This is a genomic window from Pseudoalteromonas sp. SD03 (genome assembly GCF_040937955.1).
Lineage (GTDB): Bacteria > Pseudomonadota > Gammaproteobacteria > Enterobacterales > Alteromonadaceae > Pseudoalteromonas > Pseudoalteromonas tetraodonis.
This window is the reverse complement of the sequence record NZ_CP162514.1, coordinates 2,528,300-2,546,191: the sequence shown is the minus strand read 5'-3', so window position 1 is coordinate 2,546,191 and position 17,892 is coordinate 2,528,300. Positions and strand designations below refer to the sequence as shown.

Annotated in this window: 18 protein-coding genes; all 18 read left to right on the top strand. The window is 42.0% G+C overall.

Translation table 11 applies throughout. From position 1 onward, the window contains the following. Window positions 1-16 precede the first annotated feature (16 nt). The 18 genes from fliI (at window position 17) to ABZP26_RS11845 (ending at window position 17,877) form a co-directional block, all read left to right on the top strand. Window positions 17-1,351, top strand: coding sequence for a flagellar protein export ATPase FliI (fliI, locus tag ABZP26_RS11930; protein ID WP_008112184.1), 1,335 nt, complete (start codon window positions 17-19; stop codon window positions 1,349-1,351). Then, window positions 1,351-1,797, top strand: coding sequence for a flagellar export protein FliJ (gene fliJ, locus ABZP26_RS11925; protein ID WP_368484978.1), 447 nt, complete (start codon window positions 1,351-1,353; stop codon window positions 1,795-1,797). Before fliI ends, fliJ begins: the two co-directional genes overlap by 1 nt. An 87-nt stretch (window positions 1,798-1,884) precedes the next feature. Further along, a complete protein-coding gene (locus ABZP26_RS11920; RefSeq protein WP_368484977.1) occupies window positions 1,885-3,693 on the top strand; it encodes a flagellar hook-length control protein FliK in 1,809 nt (602 codons plus the stop codon). 57 nt (window positions 3,694-3,750) lie between these two features. Next, complete coding sequence (fliL, locus tag ABZP26_RS11915; protein ID WP_013465555.1) at window positions 3,751-4,278, top strand: flagellar basal body-associated protein FliL; 528 nt, start codon at window positions 3,751-3,753, stop codon at window positions 4,276-4,278. Between the two features lie 9 nt (window positions 4,279-4,287). Then, entirely contained in the window at window positions 4,288-5,379 is a 1,092-nt protein-coding gene (fliM, locus tag ABZP26_RS11910; RefSeq protein ID WP_010387912.1) for a flagellar motor switch protein FliM, read from the top strand. A gap of 20 nt (window positions 5,380-5,399) precedes the next feature. Next, the gene (fliN, locus tag ABZP26_RS11905) at window positions 5,400-5,798 is read left to right on the top strand and encodes a flagellar motor switch protein FliN (RefSeq protein ID WP_013465554.1); all 399 of its coding nucleotides are present in this window, start codon (window positions 5,400-5,402) and stop codon (window positions 5,796-5,798) included. Further along, window positions 5,795-6,178 (top strand): flagellar biosynthetic protein FliO, encoded by a 384-nt coding sequence (gene fliO, locus ABZP26_RS11900; RefSeq protein ID WP_024602027.1) that lies wholly within the window; start codon window positions 5,795-5,797, stop codon window positions 6,176-6,178. The genes fliN and fliO overlap by 4 nt, the downstream gene beginning before the upstream one ends. Before the next feature lie 4 nt (window positions 6,179-6,182). Further along, on the top strand, window positions 6,183-6,923 hold the full coding sequence (gene fliP / locus ABZP26_RS11895; RefSeq protein WP_013465552.1) for a flagellar type III secretion system pore protein FliP: 741 nt from the start codon (window positions 6,183-6,185) through the stop codon (window positions 6,921-6,923). Window positions 6,924-6,964: 41 nt separating this feature from the next. Next, window positions 6,965-7,234, top strand: coding sequence for a flagellar biosynthetic protein FliQ (locus tag ABZP26_RS11890; protein WP_010387922.1), 270 nt, complete (start codon window positions 6,965-6,967; stop codon window positions 7,232-7,234). A gap of 2 nt (window positions 7,235-7,236) precedes the next feature. Continuing rightward, window positions 7,237-8,016, top strand: coding sequence for a flagellar biosynthetic protein FliR (gene fliR, locus ABZP26_RS11885; protein ID WP_013465551.1), 780 nt, complete (start codon window positions 7,237-7,239; stop codon window positions 8,014-8,016). A 9-nt stretch (window positions 8,017-8,025) separates the two neighbouring features. Next, the gene (gene flhB / locus ABZP26_RS11880; protein ID WP_013465550.1) at window positions 8,026-9,156 is read left to right on the top strand and encodes a flagellar biosynthesis protein FlhB; all 1,131 of its coding nucleotides are present in this window, start codon (window positions 8,026-8,028) and stop codon (window positions 9,154-9,156) included. A 71-nt stretch (window positions 9,157-9,227) separates the two neighbouring features. Then, window positions 9,228-11,336, top strand: coding sequence for a flagellar biosynthesis protein FlhA (gene flhA, locus ABZP26_RS11875; protein ID WP_008112204.1), 2,109 nt, complete (start codon window positions 9,228-9,230; stop codon window positions 11,334-11,336). Window positions 11,337-11,357: 21 nt separating this feature from the next. Then, a complete protein-coding gene (gene flhF, locus ABZP26_RS11870) occupies window positions 11,358-12,848 on the top strand; it encodes a flagellar biosynthesis protein FlhF (protein WP_013465549.1) in 1,491 nt (496 codons plus the stop codon). Continuing rightward, window positions 12,841-13,701 carry a MinD/ParA family protein gene (locus ABZP26_RS11865; protein ID WP_010387928.1) on the top strand — a complete coding sequence of 287 codons (861 nt, stop codon included), beginning with the start codon at window positions 12,841-12,843 and terminating at the stop codon, window positions 13,699-13,701. Before flhF ends, ABZP26_RS11865 begins: the two co-directional genes overlap by 8 nt. 26 nt (window positions 13,702-13,727) lie before the next feature. Further along, on the top strand, window positions 13,728-14,438 hold the full coding sequence (locus tag ABZP26_RS11860) for an RNA polymerase sigma factor FliA (RefSeq protein ID WP_008112209.1): 711 nt from the start codon (window positions 13,728-13,730) through the stop codon (window positions 14,436-14,438). Between the two features lie 40 nt (window positions 14,439-14,478). Beyond that, on the top strand, window positions 14,479-14,862 hold the full coding sequence (gene cheY, locus ABZP26_RS11855; protein WP_008112210.1) for a chemotaxis response regulator CheY: 384 nt from the start codon (window positions 14,479-14,481) through the stop codon (window positions 14,860-14,862). Between the two features lie 16 nt (window positions 14,863-14,878). Further along, window positions 14,879-15,646: a protein phosphatase CheZ gene (locus ABZP26_RS11850; protein WP_010387932.1), complete on the top strand. Its 768-nt coding sequence runs from the start codon at window positions 14,879-14,881 to the stop codon at window positions 15,644-15,646. A 14-nt stretch (window positions 15,647-15,660) separates the two neighbouring features. Next, entirely contained in the window at window positions 15,661-17,877 is a 2,217-nt protein-coding gene (locus ABZP26_RS11845) for a chemotaxis protein CheA (RefSeq protein WP_368484976.1), read from the top strand. Window positions 17,878-17,892: the final 15 nt, after the last annotated feature.

The following is a 17,892-nucleotide window of genomic DNA, read 5'->3' as shown; positions in this document are numbered from 1 at the left end:
TTTTTATTGGCGTGTTATGTCTGTGAGCGATACTTCATTAAGCGAACGCTTATCTCAATACCAACGGCATATTAAAATTCCAGCGCCTGCAGTCGCGGGAGTTTTAACGCGTGTGGTTGGTTTAACACTGGAAGCCAAAGGTTTGCGCGCTCCGGTAGGCAGCCAATGTAAAATTGAAACAATGAACGGCTTTGTTGACGCTGAAATTGTTGGATTTAACGATCAAACTTTGTATTTAATGCCTAACGACCACATTTCAGGCGTACTGCCTGGTGCGCGAGTTATCCCCCAAGTTAATGACACAGGTTTGCCTGTTGGCATGAGCTTACTTGGTCGAGTGGTAGACGGCTTAGGCAGACCTTTAGATGGCTTAGGTAAAATTAATGCAGAACATACACTCAAATTTGCTCAAAATGCAATAAACCCTCTTGCAAGACGCCCCATTAGTAAGCCTATGGATGTGGGGGTACGTGCTATTAACTCGGTGATTACTGTCGGCCAAGGCCAGCGCATGGGCTTATTTGCAGGCTCTGGTGTGGGTAAATCAGTATTATTAGGCATGATGACCCGAGGCAGTGAAGCCGATGTGATTGTAGTGGGTTTAGTCGGTGAGCGTGGTCGAGAAGTAAAAGAATTTATTGAAGAAATACTGGGTGTTGAAGGGCGTAAACGTTCAGTTGTTGTTGCAGCCCCCGCTGATGCCTCACCATTAATGCGATTAAAAGGCTGCGAAAGTGCGGTAACCATTGCAGAGTATTTTCGAGATCAAGGCTTAAACGTATTGTTATTACTCGACTCGGTGACGCGTTATGCTATGGCACAGCGTGAAATCGCGCTGGCTGTGGGTGAGCCCCCTGCAACAAAAGGCTACCCACCTTCAGTATTTGCTAAATTACCTGCGCTGGTGGAAAGAGCGGGTAACGGCGGGGAAGGGCAAGGCTCTATTACTGCCTTTTTTACCGTACTGAGTGAAGGCGATGACATGCAAGACCCGATTGCTGATGCTGCACGTGCCATACTTGACGGACATATTGTTTTATCGCGTGATTTAGCCGACAGCGGCCATTATCCTGCCATTGACATAGAAAAATCGATTTCTCGAGTTATGCCTCAAGTGGTGTCTGAGTCGCACATGCAACAAGCTCGGGTGCTTAAGCAAGTGTATTCAATGTATCAACAGAACAAAGATATGATCACCTTGGGCGCTTATCAAAAAGGCAGTGATCAAATGCTCGATCAGGCGATAAACATGATGCCAAGAGTGAACGCATTTTTACAACAAGGGATGCGTGATGTGATTAGCTATGATGATGGCCTTCAAGGGCTAGCGCAATTATTAGGACAAGCATAATGGCAAAAAATAAACTGCATTTGTTGCTCAGGCTTGAAAACGAAAAAGAAGAAACGTTACGCATGAGCTACTTGCAAGCTAATCAAAATTTGCAAGTAAATCAGCAAAAGCTGCAGGGCTTAAATGACTTTCGACTTGAATACACGCAGCAACTTCATATTAAGGGGCAGTCGGGTTTATCAAGTGCCGGATTTAGTCAGTATCATGCATTTATTGCTAAGATTGAAGAAGCGATACGTCAACAAGCAAGCACTGTTAACACTGCAAAGCAGGTGGTTAGCCAGCGTAAAACCTTGTGGTTAAAGCAACAAGTAAAAGCGAAAGCGGTTGCTAAGTTAATTGAAAAACAACAGATAAAAGCGGATATGTTGGCCGCTAAAAGTGAGCGAAAAATGCTCGATGAATTTTCCTCTAATCAGTTTTATCAAAGGCATAAAGCACTATAAGGTAGGCATGCTAATTGCTTAGATTCTACAAGAGCAATGATTTTTAGGATTGTGCGGTGGGCTGTTGCCGCTTTTATTAGGTGATTTATGGCGATAAATGATATTTCAATGTTAGCGGTATCTGAGCAAGACTCATACTTAGTTAAAAAAGACAGTGATAAAACAAAGCTAGACAGCAGTAATGATGCGGGCTTTTTTGATCAATTAGCCCTTGCTAACCAAGCTTCTGAAACACACAGTACGCAAGCTAAAGCGCCAAACAAACAATCAGCAGATGAACAATCCGATCTAAAAGAGCAAAGTAGCGAAGAAAAGCCTTTGAGCGGTGAAGATATGCTGGCGCAAATTAATGCGGCACAAGTCATCGATACCTCAGTAAAAAATAACCCCCATGGTGGTGCGCAGTTAATAGACAAAGACGCTGTTAAAATAAACGCTAAGCCTGAAGATAAGCTGGCACCTATTATTACTATGCCAAGTGATGAAATTGTTGATGATACGGCCATTGTACAGTCACAAAAGACTGTAGGTTCTGAATCAGCAAGCAAAACTGCAGCTGAGTCTTCACAGCTTGACACGAAACCTTTAGCTACAGCTGCCCCAACCGGACAGTATGAGGCTGTTACAAATGAACTCGCGGCTGCTAAACCATCGGATAAGCCGACCGAGACTATGAACATTAAAGCATCGCTAGATGCTTCCGTTTTGGCGCTGTTATCAAAAGATGATAATGCCATTAAAGCAGATAAATTATTGGCAAATTTAACACCTGCTCAGCAAGGTGAATTAGCCACTGAGCTTAATGCGATGAGCAAGCCAATTAATAAAGATAACCTAGCGGATTTAAAGCAATTACTCAGTAAGTATGTGAGTGAAAGTGAGAAGCCGCAAACACCTCAGCAGACCATTAATGCACAAATAAGTACGTTAACTACCTCAGAAAAACAGGCCTTACTCAATCAGTTGCAGGGTTACGTTAAAAATGAATCTTTATCAACGAAAGAACTTACCTCGCTAAAAGGAGTAATCAGTGATTTAGAGACCGCGATTAACGCGGACAGCTTGTTTAGCGTCAAAGATAAGCCACTATTTTCAAATAATGCTTTGGCGGGAGCAATAGCGCCAAAAGCACAGGCTGGTACTGAATCAGCCAATGTAAAACCTGAGCTAAAATTAGAGAGTTCAAAATCGGTAGCTGATAACCCTGAAGAGCTTGCCAAACAGTTAGACGCATTACAAAAAGAGAGCATGCGCAGCACTAATGCTGAGCAAATGCCACCGCGTGCAGCACAAATTTTCTCTCAGATCATTAATATATTTGACAAACAGTCGCTTAATAGTCTCGCTAAATACGATACTTTAGGGTACGAACAAGCTATTATTGAAGCGCAAAGCTTGCAAGCAGGACAGTTACAAAGTACAGCACAAGCGAAACAAGTAAGCATTGATCCTGCCACGTTACAGGCTTTAAACATTATTAAAAGTGATGCGGCAAAAATGCTACAAGAGCGGGTTAGCTCAATGTTAAGTATTAATAATAAAGAAGCTGAAATTCGCCTAGATCCGCCAGAAATGGGCAGCATGCAAATTCGTATTAGAAGTGATGCTGAGCAAGCACAAATCAACTTTGTAGTGCAAAACCAGCAAGCCAAAGAAGCGCTGGAGCAGTCGTTACCTAGGCTTAGAGAGATGCTGATGCAGCAAGGTTTAGAACTAGGTGAAAGCAGTATTTCTTATGGTGATTCCTCAGGTGAGCAAGCACAGCAACAAGAAGGTGATGCACAAGGGCAAATGGCCAATAATCGCTCTACAGATGAGACAAATAGTGAGCAACCAGATAAGCAAATACAGGGTTCTGGACAACAAACGTCATCATCAATAGATTACTATGCCTAAGTCCTGCTATTATAATAGTTAAAACAAGCAAATACCTTTGCAAATAAAGGAAATACAATGGCTGAAGATACTAATTTAGAAATAGAAGAAGTAAGTAAAAGTAAAAGCAAACTCATAATAATTATTGCCGCTGTATTACTTATTGTTGGCGCTGTGGCAGGGTACTTTTTATTATCAGGTGGTGATGAGCCAGTAGAAACCCTTGCAGATGATGCTGCCAATGGTGAGGTAGCTGCTGCGCCAACAAGTTCTTCGGCAACGGTTGGCAGTGCTTTATATGTTGCGATGCCTAGACCGTTTATTTTTAATGTGCCAGGGGCTAGTCGCGATAGAATTGTACAGATTAAAGTGCAATTATTAGTGCGCGGCGATGGTAATGAAGAAACGGCTAAAAAACACATTCCACTGATTGAAGGCACACTCCTGAGTGTATTTTCCATGACAACGGCTGATGAACTTAGCACCAGTGTAGGCAAAGAAACACTGCGTTTTACTGCACTTGATAAAGTACAGGCCGCTATGATGGATGTTGAAGGGAATAAAGTAATTGAGCGGGTACTATTTACCGGCTTTGTGATGCAATAAGGGGCCAGTGTGAGCGATTTATTATCCCAAGACGAAATTGATGCACTATTACATGGTGTCGATGAAGTCGAAGAGGAAGATATACACGACGGTGAAGATGGTGAGGGAAGTACACTACAGTACGACTTTTCTTCGCAAGATCGCATCGTGCGTGGTCGCATGCCGACACTTGAAATTGTTAACGAGCGATTTGCCCGTCACATGCGAATTAGCTTATTTAACATGATGCGCCGCACTGCTGAGGTGTCAATTAACGGCGTGCAAATGATCAAGTTTGGTGAGTACATACATACCTTGTTTGTACCAACGAGTTTGAATATGGTGCGTTTTCGTCCACTAAAAGGCACCGGCCTTATTACCATGGAAGCACGCTTAGTATTTATACTGGTAGACAACTTCTTTGGTGGCGATGGCCGTTATCATGCCAAAATTGAAGGACGTGAATTTACCCCAACAGAACGCCGAATCGTGCAAATGCTGCTGAAAATAATCTTTGAAGATTACAAAGAAGCATGGGCACCGGTGATGGATGTGTCGTTCGAGTACCTCGATTCTGAGGTAAACCCTGCGATGGCTAATATTGTTAGCCCAACCGAAGTAGTGGTTATCAGCTCTTTTCATATTGAGCTGGATGGTGGCGGGGGAGACTTCCATATTGCGCTACCTTATTCAATGCTCGAACCTATCAGAGAGCTATTGGATGCGGGTGTTCAGTCTGATACTGAGGATACCGATTTACGTTGGAGTAAGGCGCTTCGTGACGAAATAATGGACGTAGAAGTCGATTTATCGACCCAGCTACTTGAAGTTGATTTAAGCTTAAAACAAATAATGGAGCTCAAAGCTGGGGATATAATTCCAGTTGAAATGCCTGAGCATATTACCGTATTTGTGGAAGAGCTCCCTACATTTAGAGCTAAAATGGGTCGTTCACGCGATAACGTTGCGCTACAAATTAGTGAAAAAATTAAACGCCCTGATTCAGTTAAATCTGAGCTGCATGTCTTTACCAAAGGCGGCAAAAAAATTGATTCAGATGCAGAATTAGCAGAACTAGAAGATGATTTACACCTTTCAAACGGTGTAGACTTAGACTGGTAATTGATTAAAAGGTTAAAAGTATGAGCGATGATCAAGATACAATGGACGAATGGGCAGCAGCACTTGCTGAAGCTGAAGGCACTGACGATAGTCCTGAGGTCAAAGTAACCGAGCTTGATGAGCTTGATGATTCAAAGCATGAACTCAGCGGTGAAGAAAAACGTAAACTCGATACTATTTTAGACATTCCCGTTACTATTTCTATGGAAGTAGGGCGTTCTAAAATTAATATTCGTAATTTATTACAACTTAACCAAGGTTCGGTCGTTGAGCTTGACAGGGTTGCCGGCGAACCGCTTGATGTATTAGTTAATGGTACTTTGATTGCGCATGGCGAAGTGGTTGTGGTGAACGATAAGTTCGGTATTCGTTTAACGGATGTAATTAGCCAGGTTGAACGGATCAAAAAGTTACGATGATAGCACTAGCCAGTTTAAGCAATTCGGTGTTTGCAGCAACCGATGCTGCAACACCGACCACAGATATCGTATCCATGGTGTTATCTTTGGGTATGGTTGTGGTGTTAATTTTAGTGTTGGCTTTTTTTGTAAAAAAGCTCAATCCAAATTTAACCAATAACGATGAGTTTAAAGTGATCCGCAGTCTTCCGTTGGGATCACGTGAGCGCTTAATGGTTGTTGAAATAGATAATGCACAGCACCTATTAGGGGTTACTCCACACAGTATTAATTATCTACACAAGTTAGAAACCCCCCTAACAGAAAAAGAGTTACCAGAATTAGCGAAGCGGTTTGGCAAAATGTTGAATCCGCAACTTAATCAAAATAAAAAGAACTAATATTATGACTAAATGGCTGCTTTTCCTATTTGCCATGGTGTTCGTCCCAGGGGTCAATGCCGAGGGGATTGACGCGCTGACGATCACCACTAATGCCGATGGCACCCAAGACTACTCAGTGACGCTACAAGTGTTGGCGATCATGACGGCTATGAGCTTTATTCCAGCCGCCATTATCATGATGACCTCTTTCACTCGAATTATTGTTGTTTTAGCTATTTTGCGCCAAGCCATTGGTTTGCAGCAAACGCCTTCGAACCAAGTATTACTAGGTATGTCGCTGTTTTTAAGTATTTTTATTATGGCGCCAATTTATGAGCAAATAAATGAGCGCGCTATCGAACCGTATTTAAGTGAACAAGTAACGTCACTTGAAGCACTTGATTTAGCCAAAGAGCCAATGAAAGCGTTTATGCTCTCACAGGTACGTATAAAAGATTTAGAAACCTTTGCTAAAATAGCAGGTTACGATCAGCTTGACTCGCCTGAAGCAACGCCAATGGTTGTGCTTATTCCTGCGTTTGTGACCAGTGAGTTACAAACCGCTTTTATTATTGGTTTTATGTTTTTTATTCCCTTTTTGATTGTCGATTTGGTGGTTGCATCGGTATTGATGGCCATGGGTATGATGATGTTATCGCCCATGATTGTGTCGCTACCGTTTAAAATTATGTTGTTTGTATTGGTTGATGGGTGGAGCTTGGTGATGGGTACACTCGCTAAAAGCTTTGGCTTGGGCACGTAGTTGTGCACTCTTCATTGAACCAACCACACTAGGAGTCGTCCATGGAACCTGAAGTATTTGTTGATATTTTAAGTGGAGCCCTATTTTTAGTGATTAAGCTGGTGTCTGCCATTGTGGTACCTGGCTTAATTATTGGGTTGGTTGTGGCTGTGTTTCAGGCAGCAACCTCAATTAACGAACAAACACTGAGTTTTTTACCGCGTTTATTAATCACCATCAGTGCCCTGATTGTGGGAGGACATTGGTTTACTCAAGAGCTAATGGACTTTTTTAATCGCTTAGTGCTGCTTATCCCCGAAATTGCAGGTTAACAATGGAATTTCCATTTTCCGTTGTCATTCAATGGTTAAGTGATTTTTTACTGCCCTTAGTGCGCATCAGCTCTATGATCATGATCATGGCGGGTATTGGCGCAAAAAACGTACCTGCTCGAATAAAAATGGGCTTGGCTGTTGTGGTCACCTTCTTAGTTGTTCCTGTTCTTCCTGCTGCTACATTTACTAATCTATTTTCTTTTGAAATGATTTTAGTGGTACTCCAACAAATGTTGATTGGTGTCGCAATTGGTTTTGCGTCCACACTATTACTCAATACGTTTGTGTTAGCCGGTCAAATTCTTGCTATGCAAACCGGTTTAGGTTTTGCATCTGTTGTTGACCCCTCTAATGGGATGAGTGTGCCTGCAGTGGGGCAATTTTATCTAATATTAGCTACCTTATTATTTTTTGTGTTTAATGGTCATTTAATGATGATTCAAATGGTAGTGCACAGTTTTGAAGTACTCCCGATTGATGGCAATTGGTGGGCGGTTGATCATTACTGGGACATAGTGACATGGGGTGGTTGGATGTTTACCACTGCATTAGTACTGTCATTAGCACCATTAACCGCCATGCTGGTTATTAATATGGCATTTGGTATTATGACCCGTGCTGCACCGCAGTTAAATATTTTCTCGATAGGCTTCCCGTTTACCTTAGTGGCAGGGCTCGTTATTATTTGGGCAACGCTCGGTAACTTTGTCACTCAGTTTGAGTTCCAATGGCTAAAAATGGTTGAGCTGATGTGTACTCTAGTTGGTTGTTCCCCTTAGGAGAGCGTAATGGCTGAAGATTCCGGACAAGAAAAAACCGAAGAACCCACCCCCAAAAAAGTTGATGATGCTAAAAAGAAAGGCCAAATAGCGCGTTCTAAAGAGTTAGGTACCATGTTTGTGCTTATTTTTTCTGCTATTTCCTTATTAATGTATGGGCCTGAAATTGGCAAAGGCTTGTACCGCATTATGGGAAGAATGCTGAGTCTTAACCGCAATGAAACCTACGACACCACCAAAATGTTTGCCGTATGGGGAGAGGTGGCCGACGTACTGTTATTTCCTATGTCGATGTTTGTACTCATTATTGTATTGGCTGCATTTATCGGTAATACCATGCTTGGCGGCTTTAATTTTAGTTGGCAAGCAGCTGCGCCCAAGGCCAGTAAAATGTCGCCAATGAAAGGCTTTACCCGCATGTTTGGTCCACAAGCGGCTATAGAATTGCTTAAGTCATTATTAAAGTTTGGCTTAGTAGCCGCATTTGCTATTTTTTTAATTAATACGTTTTTTGATGAAATCTTACATTTAAGTATAGAAAGTGCGCCTGGCAATATTGTTCATGCTTTGGAAATTTTAGCGTGGATGTTTTTAGGCATGTCTTGCACCTTAATTATTATTGCTGCTATTGACGCCCCATTTCAAAGCTATAGTCATAACAAACAGCTTAAAATGACTATGCAAGAGGTAAAAGACGAATATAAAAACTCAGAAGGTGATCCGCAGATTAAAGCGCGCATAAGGCAAACCCAACGTCAAATGTCGCAAAAGAGAATGATGCAGGATGTGCCAGACGCCGATGTTATTGTTACCAACCCTACTCACTATTCTGTAGCTTTAAAATACGATACAGAGCGAGCAGGCGCGCCTATTGTATTAGCCAAAGGTGTGGATGAGCTCGCCATGCAAATTCGTAAAATTGCATTGGGTAATGAAGTGCCTATTGTTGAGTCTCCAACTTTAACCCGAGCGCTTTATCATACTGCAGAAGTGGGTGAGCAAATCCCCGATCAGCTCTTTACTGCGGTTGCTCAAGTGCTTGCTTATGTGTTTCAGCTTAAACGGTTTAAAAAAGGCCGTGGAAAACGCCCTGTTGCCCTTAATAAAAAGCTGCCTATCCCCGATGAATTTAAGTATTAACTGCTAACCAACTAACTTGGAATAGTTATTGCAATTTCAGCGTAGTGTCAATTTTTTGAAATTGTAGAGTTATGGAATTTAAAGCGGTATTACAACAACTTAATAAAGATAAAAAAGAATATGCGAAGGGCGTTGGTACACCGCTTTTGGTGTTGGCTGCGCTGGGCATGGTTATTTTACCGCTGCCTCCATTCCTGCTTGATATATTATTTTCGTTTAATATCGCGCTTGCGTTAGTTGTATTACTGGTCACTGTATACACCATGAAGCCGCTTGAGTTTGGTATGTTCCCAGCGGTGCTGTTAATTGCAACCATAATGCGCTTAGCACTCAATGTGGCCAGTACCCGGGTGGTACTGCTTGAGGGTCATAACGGTGGGGATGCTGCTGGTAAAGTCATTGAAGCATTTGGTTCAGTGGTAATCGGTGGTAACTACGCCGTGGGCTTGGTGGTGTTTTTAATTCTGATCATCATTAACTTTGTGGTAATCACCAAAGGTGCTGGTCGTATTTCAGAGGTATCAGCGCGTTTTACTCTAGATGCTATGCCAGGTAAGCAAATGGCCATAGATGCAGATATGAATGCCGGTTTTATCAGTGCCGAGCAAGCCAGAGAACGTCGTGAGGAAGTAACCCGTGAAGCTGACTTTTATGGTTCTATGGATGGAGCTAGTAAATTTGTAAAAGGTGATGCTATTGCTGGCATAGTCATTTTAGTGATCAATATTGTGGGTGGCTTATTTGTTGGCATGATCCAACATGATTTAAGTTTTTCACGCGCTATGGAAGTGTACACACTATTGACCATTGGTGATGGCTTAGTCGCGCAATTACCTTCATTACTACTTTCAATTGGTACTGCAATTGTTGTAACCCGTCAAAATGAATCGCACAACATGGGCGATCAGTTTAAGAAGCAATTAGGTAACGAAAAGTCGTTATTTATTGCCTCAGGTATCCTTATTACTATGGGCTTAGTCCCAGGTATGCCACACCTTGCATTTTTAAGCTTAGGGGCGCTTTTAGGTTACCTTGCATACTATACTCAACAAAATAAACTGAAATTAGCCGCTGCAGAAGCAGAAGAAGCCGAAAATGCGGCCTCAGGTACCGGAATTGCGGCTAAACAAGAGCAAAAAGAACTGGGTTGGGATGATGTTCAACAAGTTGATGTTATTGGTTTAGAAGTCGGTTACCGACTCATTCCTCTCGTTGACCAATCACAAGGTGGCGAGCTGTTAAACCGTATTAAAGGAGTGCGTAAAAAACTATCTCAAGAGCTAGGCTTTTTAGTGCCGCCGGTGCATATACGCGATAATCTAGAACTCGACCCAAATGCATACCGCATAACCATGATGGGTGTATCAAGTGGTGAGGGTGAGCTTAAACATGGTGATGAATTAGCGATTAACCCAGGCCAAGTATTTGGCCCGTTAAAAGGAATTGAAACTAAAGATCCTGCGTTTGGTTTAGATGCAGTTTGGATAAAACCTGATCAAAAAGATGAAGCACAGTCTTTAGGTTACACGGTGGTTGATTCGGCTACCGTGGTGGCAACCCATATTAGCCAGTTACTCACCAATAGCGCCGCTTTATTACTCGGACATGAAGAAGTACAAAACTTATTAGATATGTTAGGTAAGAGTCACCCTCGCTTAGTTGAAGGACTTGTACCTGAGGTATTACCGCTGACCACCATCGTGAAAGTACTACAAAATTTATTAAACGAAGGGGTGGCAATACGAGATATGCGCTCAATTGTTCAAACCCTTGTTGAGTATGGCCCTCGCAGCCAAGACCCAGATGTATTAACGGCTGCAGTGCGAATATCACTGCGTAGATTAATCGTTCAAGATGCCGTTGGTATGTCTTCTGAAATCCCTGTCATAACCTTGGCGCCTGAGTTGGAACAGATGTTGCATCAGTCACTTCAAAATGCAGGTGATGAAGGTGCCGGAATAGAACCAGGGCTTGCTGATAGACTTCAAACATCATTGAATGAAGCGCATCAAAATCAAGAAATGGCCGGTGAACCTTCAATATTGCTAACGTCAGGAATGTTACGCACTGTGTTATCTCGATTTGTTAAATACACCATTCCAGGATTGCGAGTGATGTCTTATCAAGAGATACCAGATGAAAGACAGATCAAGATTGTCAGCTCTGTAGGCCAACAATAAGATTTTAAAGGGGTTTGAATTATGAAAATTAAACGTTTTTTTGCTAAAGACATGCGCACTGCACTAAAAGAAGTAAAAGAAGAGTTGGGTGTTGATGCGGTTATTATGTCAAATAAAAAACTAGCTAATGGCGTTGAAATTGTTGCTGCAGTTGATTACGACAAAGCAGCGACAAAACCGCCAGAGCAGCCTCAAAGCCAACCCGCTGCAAGAGCTTCATTTGCACATACTGAGCAAAGTTCACATAATTTTGTTAAACCAGAACCGCAACGCGCTCAACCTAAGCCACAAGCAAAGGTTGCAGATAGCTTACAAGCCTTACTAGAGCGTCAGTCTCCACGTCCTCGTTCAGCAGAGCTTGCTTCAATGTTTTCACACTCTGGCATTGACACTTCTGGTCACTATCAAGAACAAGAGCCTGTGCAATCACGACCTAAAAATATGTTTGAACGTGAACAAAGCGCGCCAGTGCGCCCTCGCACCCAAGCCGATAGCTTAGGTTTTGACGATTTAGACAGTGGCTTTGACGATTTAGATTCACCTAGCGCACCGCGTCAGCAAACAATGCATAAAGAATCCAGTGACATCAGCACAATGCGTGAAGAAATGAACGCAATTCGTCAACTATTAGAGCACCAAGTATCAGGTTTAATGCAGCAAGATATGGCACGTCGCGACCCGACCCGTGCATGTATGATTGACCGCTTAGTCGGTATGGGGATAGAGAAAAATGTTGCTGAGCAAATGGCATGTTTTGTACCAGACGATGTGTCTCGCCAACAAGGCTGGAAAGCTTTATTGAATATGGTTGAAGATCAAATGCAAACTACGAACAACGAAATACTTCGCCAAGGCGGTGTTTTTGCGTTAGTCGGGCCTACAGGCGTGGGTAAAACCACCACAGTTGCAAAACTGGCAGCATTGGGTGCACAAAAATACGGTGCCGATAAAGTAGCGCTTATTACTACCGATACTTACCGTATTGGTGCTTATGAGCAGCTAGCAACGTATGGTCGTATTATAGGTTGTGGCGTTAAACAAGTTAAAGATGCAAATGAATTAGCAGAAGTTTTATACCATTTACGAAATAAACGTCTAGTCTTAATTGATACAGCGGGAATGAGTCAACGTGATTTACGCTTAACCGAGCAGTTAAACACCTTAATGCGTAATCAGCGTGTTGATATACGTAGTTATTTAGTATTAAGTGCGACGGCGCAAATTAATGTATTACAAGAAACAGTAAGGCACTTTAAAAAAGTACAGCTAAGCGGATGTATTTTTACTAAACTTGATGAGTCATTGAGTTTAGGTGAGATTATTAGTATTGCGATTCAAAATCGTCTCCCAATAGGGTATCTTACTAACGGTCAGCGAGTACCAGAAGATATTAGAGTGGCAAATGCCGAAAAACTAGTAAAAAAAGCTGAGCAATTGTATTTAAAAAGAATAAAAGCACAACAATCACGACACCAATCAGTGGCGTCGAGCACAGTAGAGATGTATGATTAACACAGTTTTAGATCAAGCAAGCGGCCTTCGCAAAATGAGCAAGAATAATAATAACGGCGTAAAAGTTATCGCTGTCACCGGCGGCAAAGGTGGAGTGGGTAAAACGAACGTATCCCTTAACACGGCAATCGCGTTAGGCCAACAAGGCAAACGTGTGCTTGTACTAGATGCTGATTTAGGATTAGCGAATTGTGATGTGATGCTTGGACTGCGCGTTGAGCGTAATTTATCTCATGTTTTATCGGGCGAATGTGAACTTGATGATATTTTAGTCGAAGGTCCCGCAGGCATAAAAATAGTGCCTGCAACATCGGGTTCGCAAAGTATGGTTGAGTTATCACCCTCAGAGCACGCTGGACTTATTCGTGCATTTAGTGAACTTAACACCGACTTTGATATTTTAATTGTTGATACCGCTGCGGGTATTTCCGATATGGTGCTGAGTTTTTCTCGCGCAGCGCAAGATGTGGTTGTGGTGGTATGTGATGAGCCTACATCAATTACCGATGCCTATGCTTTAATTAAAGTACTTAGCCGTGAGCACGGCGTTTATAAATTTAAAATTGTTGCCAATATGGTGCGTAGTTTACGCGAAGGGCAGGAATTGTTTGCAAAACTTTCAAAGGTTACCGACCGATTTTTAGATATATCAATGGAGTTGGTTGCAACGGTTCCATATGATGAAAATATGCGCAAATCAACGCGCCGCCAAAAAGTAATTGTTGAGGTTTTTCCTGGGTCGCCTGCTGCAATTGCTTTTAAAACACTGGCTACAAAAATTGCTAAGTGGCCAACACCTAGTCAAGCCTCGGGTCATTTAGAGTTTTTCATTGAGAAACTAGTTAGTAACTAACAATGACTATACCGGTGAATAGAGCTATGGGATATCAGTCAACACAAAATTTAAATATGATTGTTGAAAAGCATGCCTCATTAGTCAAAAAAGTGGCGTGCCATTTAATTGCTCGTTTACCGGCAAGTGTGCAGCTAGATGATTTAATTCAATCGGGTATGATTGGTTTAATTGAAGCTTCAAAAAACTTTGATGCAAGCAAAGGCGCAAGCTTTGAAACCTTTGCCGGTATTCGTATTCGTGGTGCGATGATAGACGAAATGCGCCGAGGCGATTGGGTTCCACGTTCAGTTCACAGAAAAAGCCGTTTGGTTGCAGAAACTATTGTTGCGCTTGAGAACAGTTTAAACCGTGAACCTAAAGATAGTGAAGTTGCTGAAAAACTTGAAATTTCGCTAAATGAGTACCATCATATTTTAAACGATGTAAATGTAAGCAAAGTGTTAGGTATTGAAGACCTTGGTATAGATGACGATGTGATTACACCTCATGGCCAAGATTTAGCACTAGACAAACCGTTCAATAATGTTAAAAATGAACGGTTTAATGAGTCTTTACTCAGTGCAATAAAGTCGTTACCTGAAAAAGATGCAATGGTGCTTTCTTTGTACTATAACGATGAGATGAATTTAAAAGAAATTGGGCATATACTCGATGTAAGTGAATCGCGTGTAAGTCAGATACATGGTCAGGCGATGATTAAGCTTAAAGCAAAAATCAATGACTGGATAAACTAGAAGTAAGTAAATAAAGGTTCAGGCCTCACTGGAGGATGTTTTGGATAAAAACATTAAAATTCTTGTTGTTGATGATTTCTCAACAATGAGACGTATTATTAAAAACCTGTTGCGCGATTTAGGTTTTACCAATGTTCAAGAAGCAGATGACGGGTCAACTGCTTTGCCTATGTTGCAAAATCAAGCGTTTGATTTTGTTGTAACAGATTGGAATATGCCAGGCATGCAAGGTATTGATCTTTTAAGGGCAATTCGAGCTGATGAAAAATTAAAGCATATTCCTGTTTTAATGGTTACAGCAGAAGCTAAAAAAGAACAAATAATTGCTGCGGCCCAAGCAGGTGTTAATGGTTATATTGTTAAACCATTTACTGCAGGTACATTGAAAACTAAATTAGAAAAAGTGTTCGAACGCTTAGGTTAATGAGAGGGAGAGGCTTATGTCAGCACCTGCTGCGCCTCAGATTACTTTAGAACAAGCTCGCCAGTTAGTTGTTTTTTTAGAAAATGGTGAGCAAGATAAAGCGAATCAGTTAATTTTAGAAACAGCTTCACAAGAGCAATCACAGTTATTTGCTGAGGTGGGTAAGTTGACGCGTCAACTGCACGAAGCTTTAAAAAGTTTCGAGTTAGACACGCGTTTAACAGACATTACCACTGATGCCATCCCTGACGCAAAAAAACGCCTTAACTATGTCATGGAAATGACAGAAAACGCAGCCAATAAGACAATGGATGCGGTTGAAGCAAGCTTACCATTAGCACAAGAAATCGCTGACGAAATAGCTGATATCAAGCCAACGTGGGATCGTTTAATGAACCGCGAAATAGAGCTTGGTGAGTTTAAATCACTTTGTCATAGTATTGATAAGTTTATGAGCAGTTCTCATCACAAAACCGATGAGTTACAAATGCTGATGACTAATGTGCTGATGGCTCAAGACTATCAAGATTTAACCGGTCAGGTTATTCGCCGTGTTATTGAACTTGTCCGTGAAGTTGAAGAAAGTTTAATTCACCTGTTAACTGCATTTGCAGCGCAAGGTGGTGAGGTTGAACCAACTGAACAACCAGAAAAAATAGAAGATCCCATTGTTGCACAAACACTAGCAGGTCCCGAAGGGCCTATTATTGATAAAGAAACGCGTAATGATGTTGTATCTGATCAAGATGAAGTTGATGATCTATTATCAAGTTTGGGCTTCTAATAGGAGAGTACTGCATGAGCTTTGAAGTCGATGAAGATATTTTACAAGACTTTTTAGTAGAGGCCGGAGAAATCCTTGAGCTTTTATCTGAACAGTTAGTAGAACTGGAAAACAACCCAGATGATACTGAGCTACTAAACGCAATATTTCGCGGTTTCCACACTGTAAAGGGTGGCGCTGGCTTTTTGGCTATGACAGAGCTTGTTGATGCATGTCATGGTGCTGAAAATGTGTTTGATTTACTGCGCCAAGGTGTAAGAACAGTTAACTCTGAATTAATGGATGTGATTTTACAAGCACTGGATACCATTAATGAAATGTTTGCCACGATTAAAAATCGTGACCAGCCAGAGCCTGCTGATCCAGAATTACTTGCAGTACTTCACAAACTTGGACAGCCACCGACAGCAGAAGAGCTTGCCGGCGATTCTGTGGTTGAAGATATAGCTCCTGTGGAAACTCCATCGGTAGAGCCTGAACCAGTTGCAGAGCAATCGAGCAACGATGCTGAAGAAGACCCGTTTGCTTTTGATGAATTATTTAGCGGCCCAGATAGCAGCAGTACTGAGTCTCAGATTGATGAAATAACCGAAGACGAATTCGAAAGCCTACTTGATGAACTTCATGGAAAAGGGCAAGCCCCACAAGAAAAACAATCATCATCAAGTGGCAATGATGTCAGTGGTGATATAACTGACGATGAATTTGACAGCTTATTGGATGAACTTCATGGTGTAGGCAGCTTTGGCGAAGTGAGCCAAGCAACCGCAAGTACACCACAACAAACACCATCAGCTCCTGTGGCTCCACCAAGTAACGAGCAAAGCTCGGGCGATGATGAAATAAGTGACGATGAGTTTGAAGCGTTACTTGATGAACTTCATGGTAAAGGTGCACCTAAGTCGATAGAAACACCGGCTCCTGTAAGTAAACCAGAACCAGTGGCAGCTAAAAAGCCAGAACCAGTTGCTGCAGCTAAGCCACAGCCTAAACCAGAGCCAGCTAAGCCGGCTCCTGCGGCACAAGCAGCTAAAGCTGCGCCGCCCAAAAAAGCAGCGCCTCCACCGGCAGAAACAACTGTACGTGTTGATACCAAACGCCTAGACCAAATAATGAACATGGTGGGCGAGTTAGTACTTGTGCGAAATCGCTTAGTGAGTTTGGCGACTAACTCTGATAGCGAGGCTATGGGTAAAGCTATTTCCAACTTAGATGTTGTGACTGCTGATATCCAAGGTGCAGTAATGCAAACACGAATGCAGCCGATTAAAAAAGTATTTGGCCGTTTTCCTCGTGTTGTACGTGACTTAGCACGAACACTTAAAAAAGATATTAATTTATTACTTGTCGGTGAAGACACCGATTTAGATAAAAATTTAGTGGAAGCATTGGCCGATCCATTGGTGCATTTGGTTCGCAACTCGGTCGACCATGGTATTGAAATGCCCGATATTCGTGAAGCATCGGGTAAACCTAGAACAGGTACGGTGACTTTATCAGCTTCGCAACAGGGTGATCATATTTTACTTACCATCCAAGATGATGGTGCCGGTATGGATGCTGAAAAGCTTAAAAAGATTGCGATTAGTAAAGGGGTGCTTGATCACGACCAAGCGAGTCGTCTTTCTGATACTGAAGCTTATAACCTTATTTTTGCACCTGGGTTTTCAACCAAAGAAGAAATCTCAGATATTTCTGGCCGTGGTGTTGGTATGGATGTGGTTAAAACAAAAATCACTCAGCTCAATGGCTCGGTTAACATAAAATCAGAAATGGGCGTAGGGACTACTTTAGAAATCAAAGTTCCACTAACACTTGCGATATTGCCTACCTTAATGGTGGTGGTGGGAGAGCAAACCTTTGCCTTGCCGCTAGCGGGTGTAAGTGAAATATTCCACTTAGATTTAACAAAAACTAATGTGGTTGATGGCCAGCTAACGATTATTGTTCGTAAAAAGTCGATTCCATTATTCTACCTTGAACATTGGCTTATAAAAGGCGCTGATAGAGGTCAGCGAAAAGCACAAGGGCATGTCGTTATTGTGCAAATAGGGACTCAAAAAGTAGGGTTCGTTGTTGATTCACTAATAGGTCAAGAAGAAGTGGTGATCAAGCCTCTAGATGCATTATTGCAAGGTACGCCGGGTATGGCGGGTGCGACTATTACCTCTGATGGTGGAATTGCACTGATATTAGATGTACCGAGTATGCTAAAGCATTACGCTGGATAATAAAAAGTAGGTATA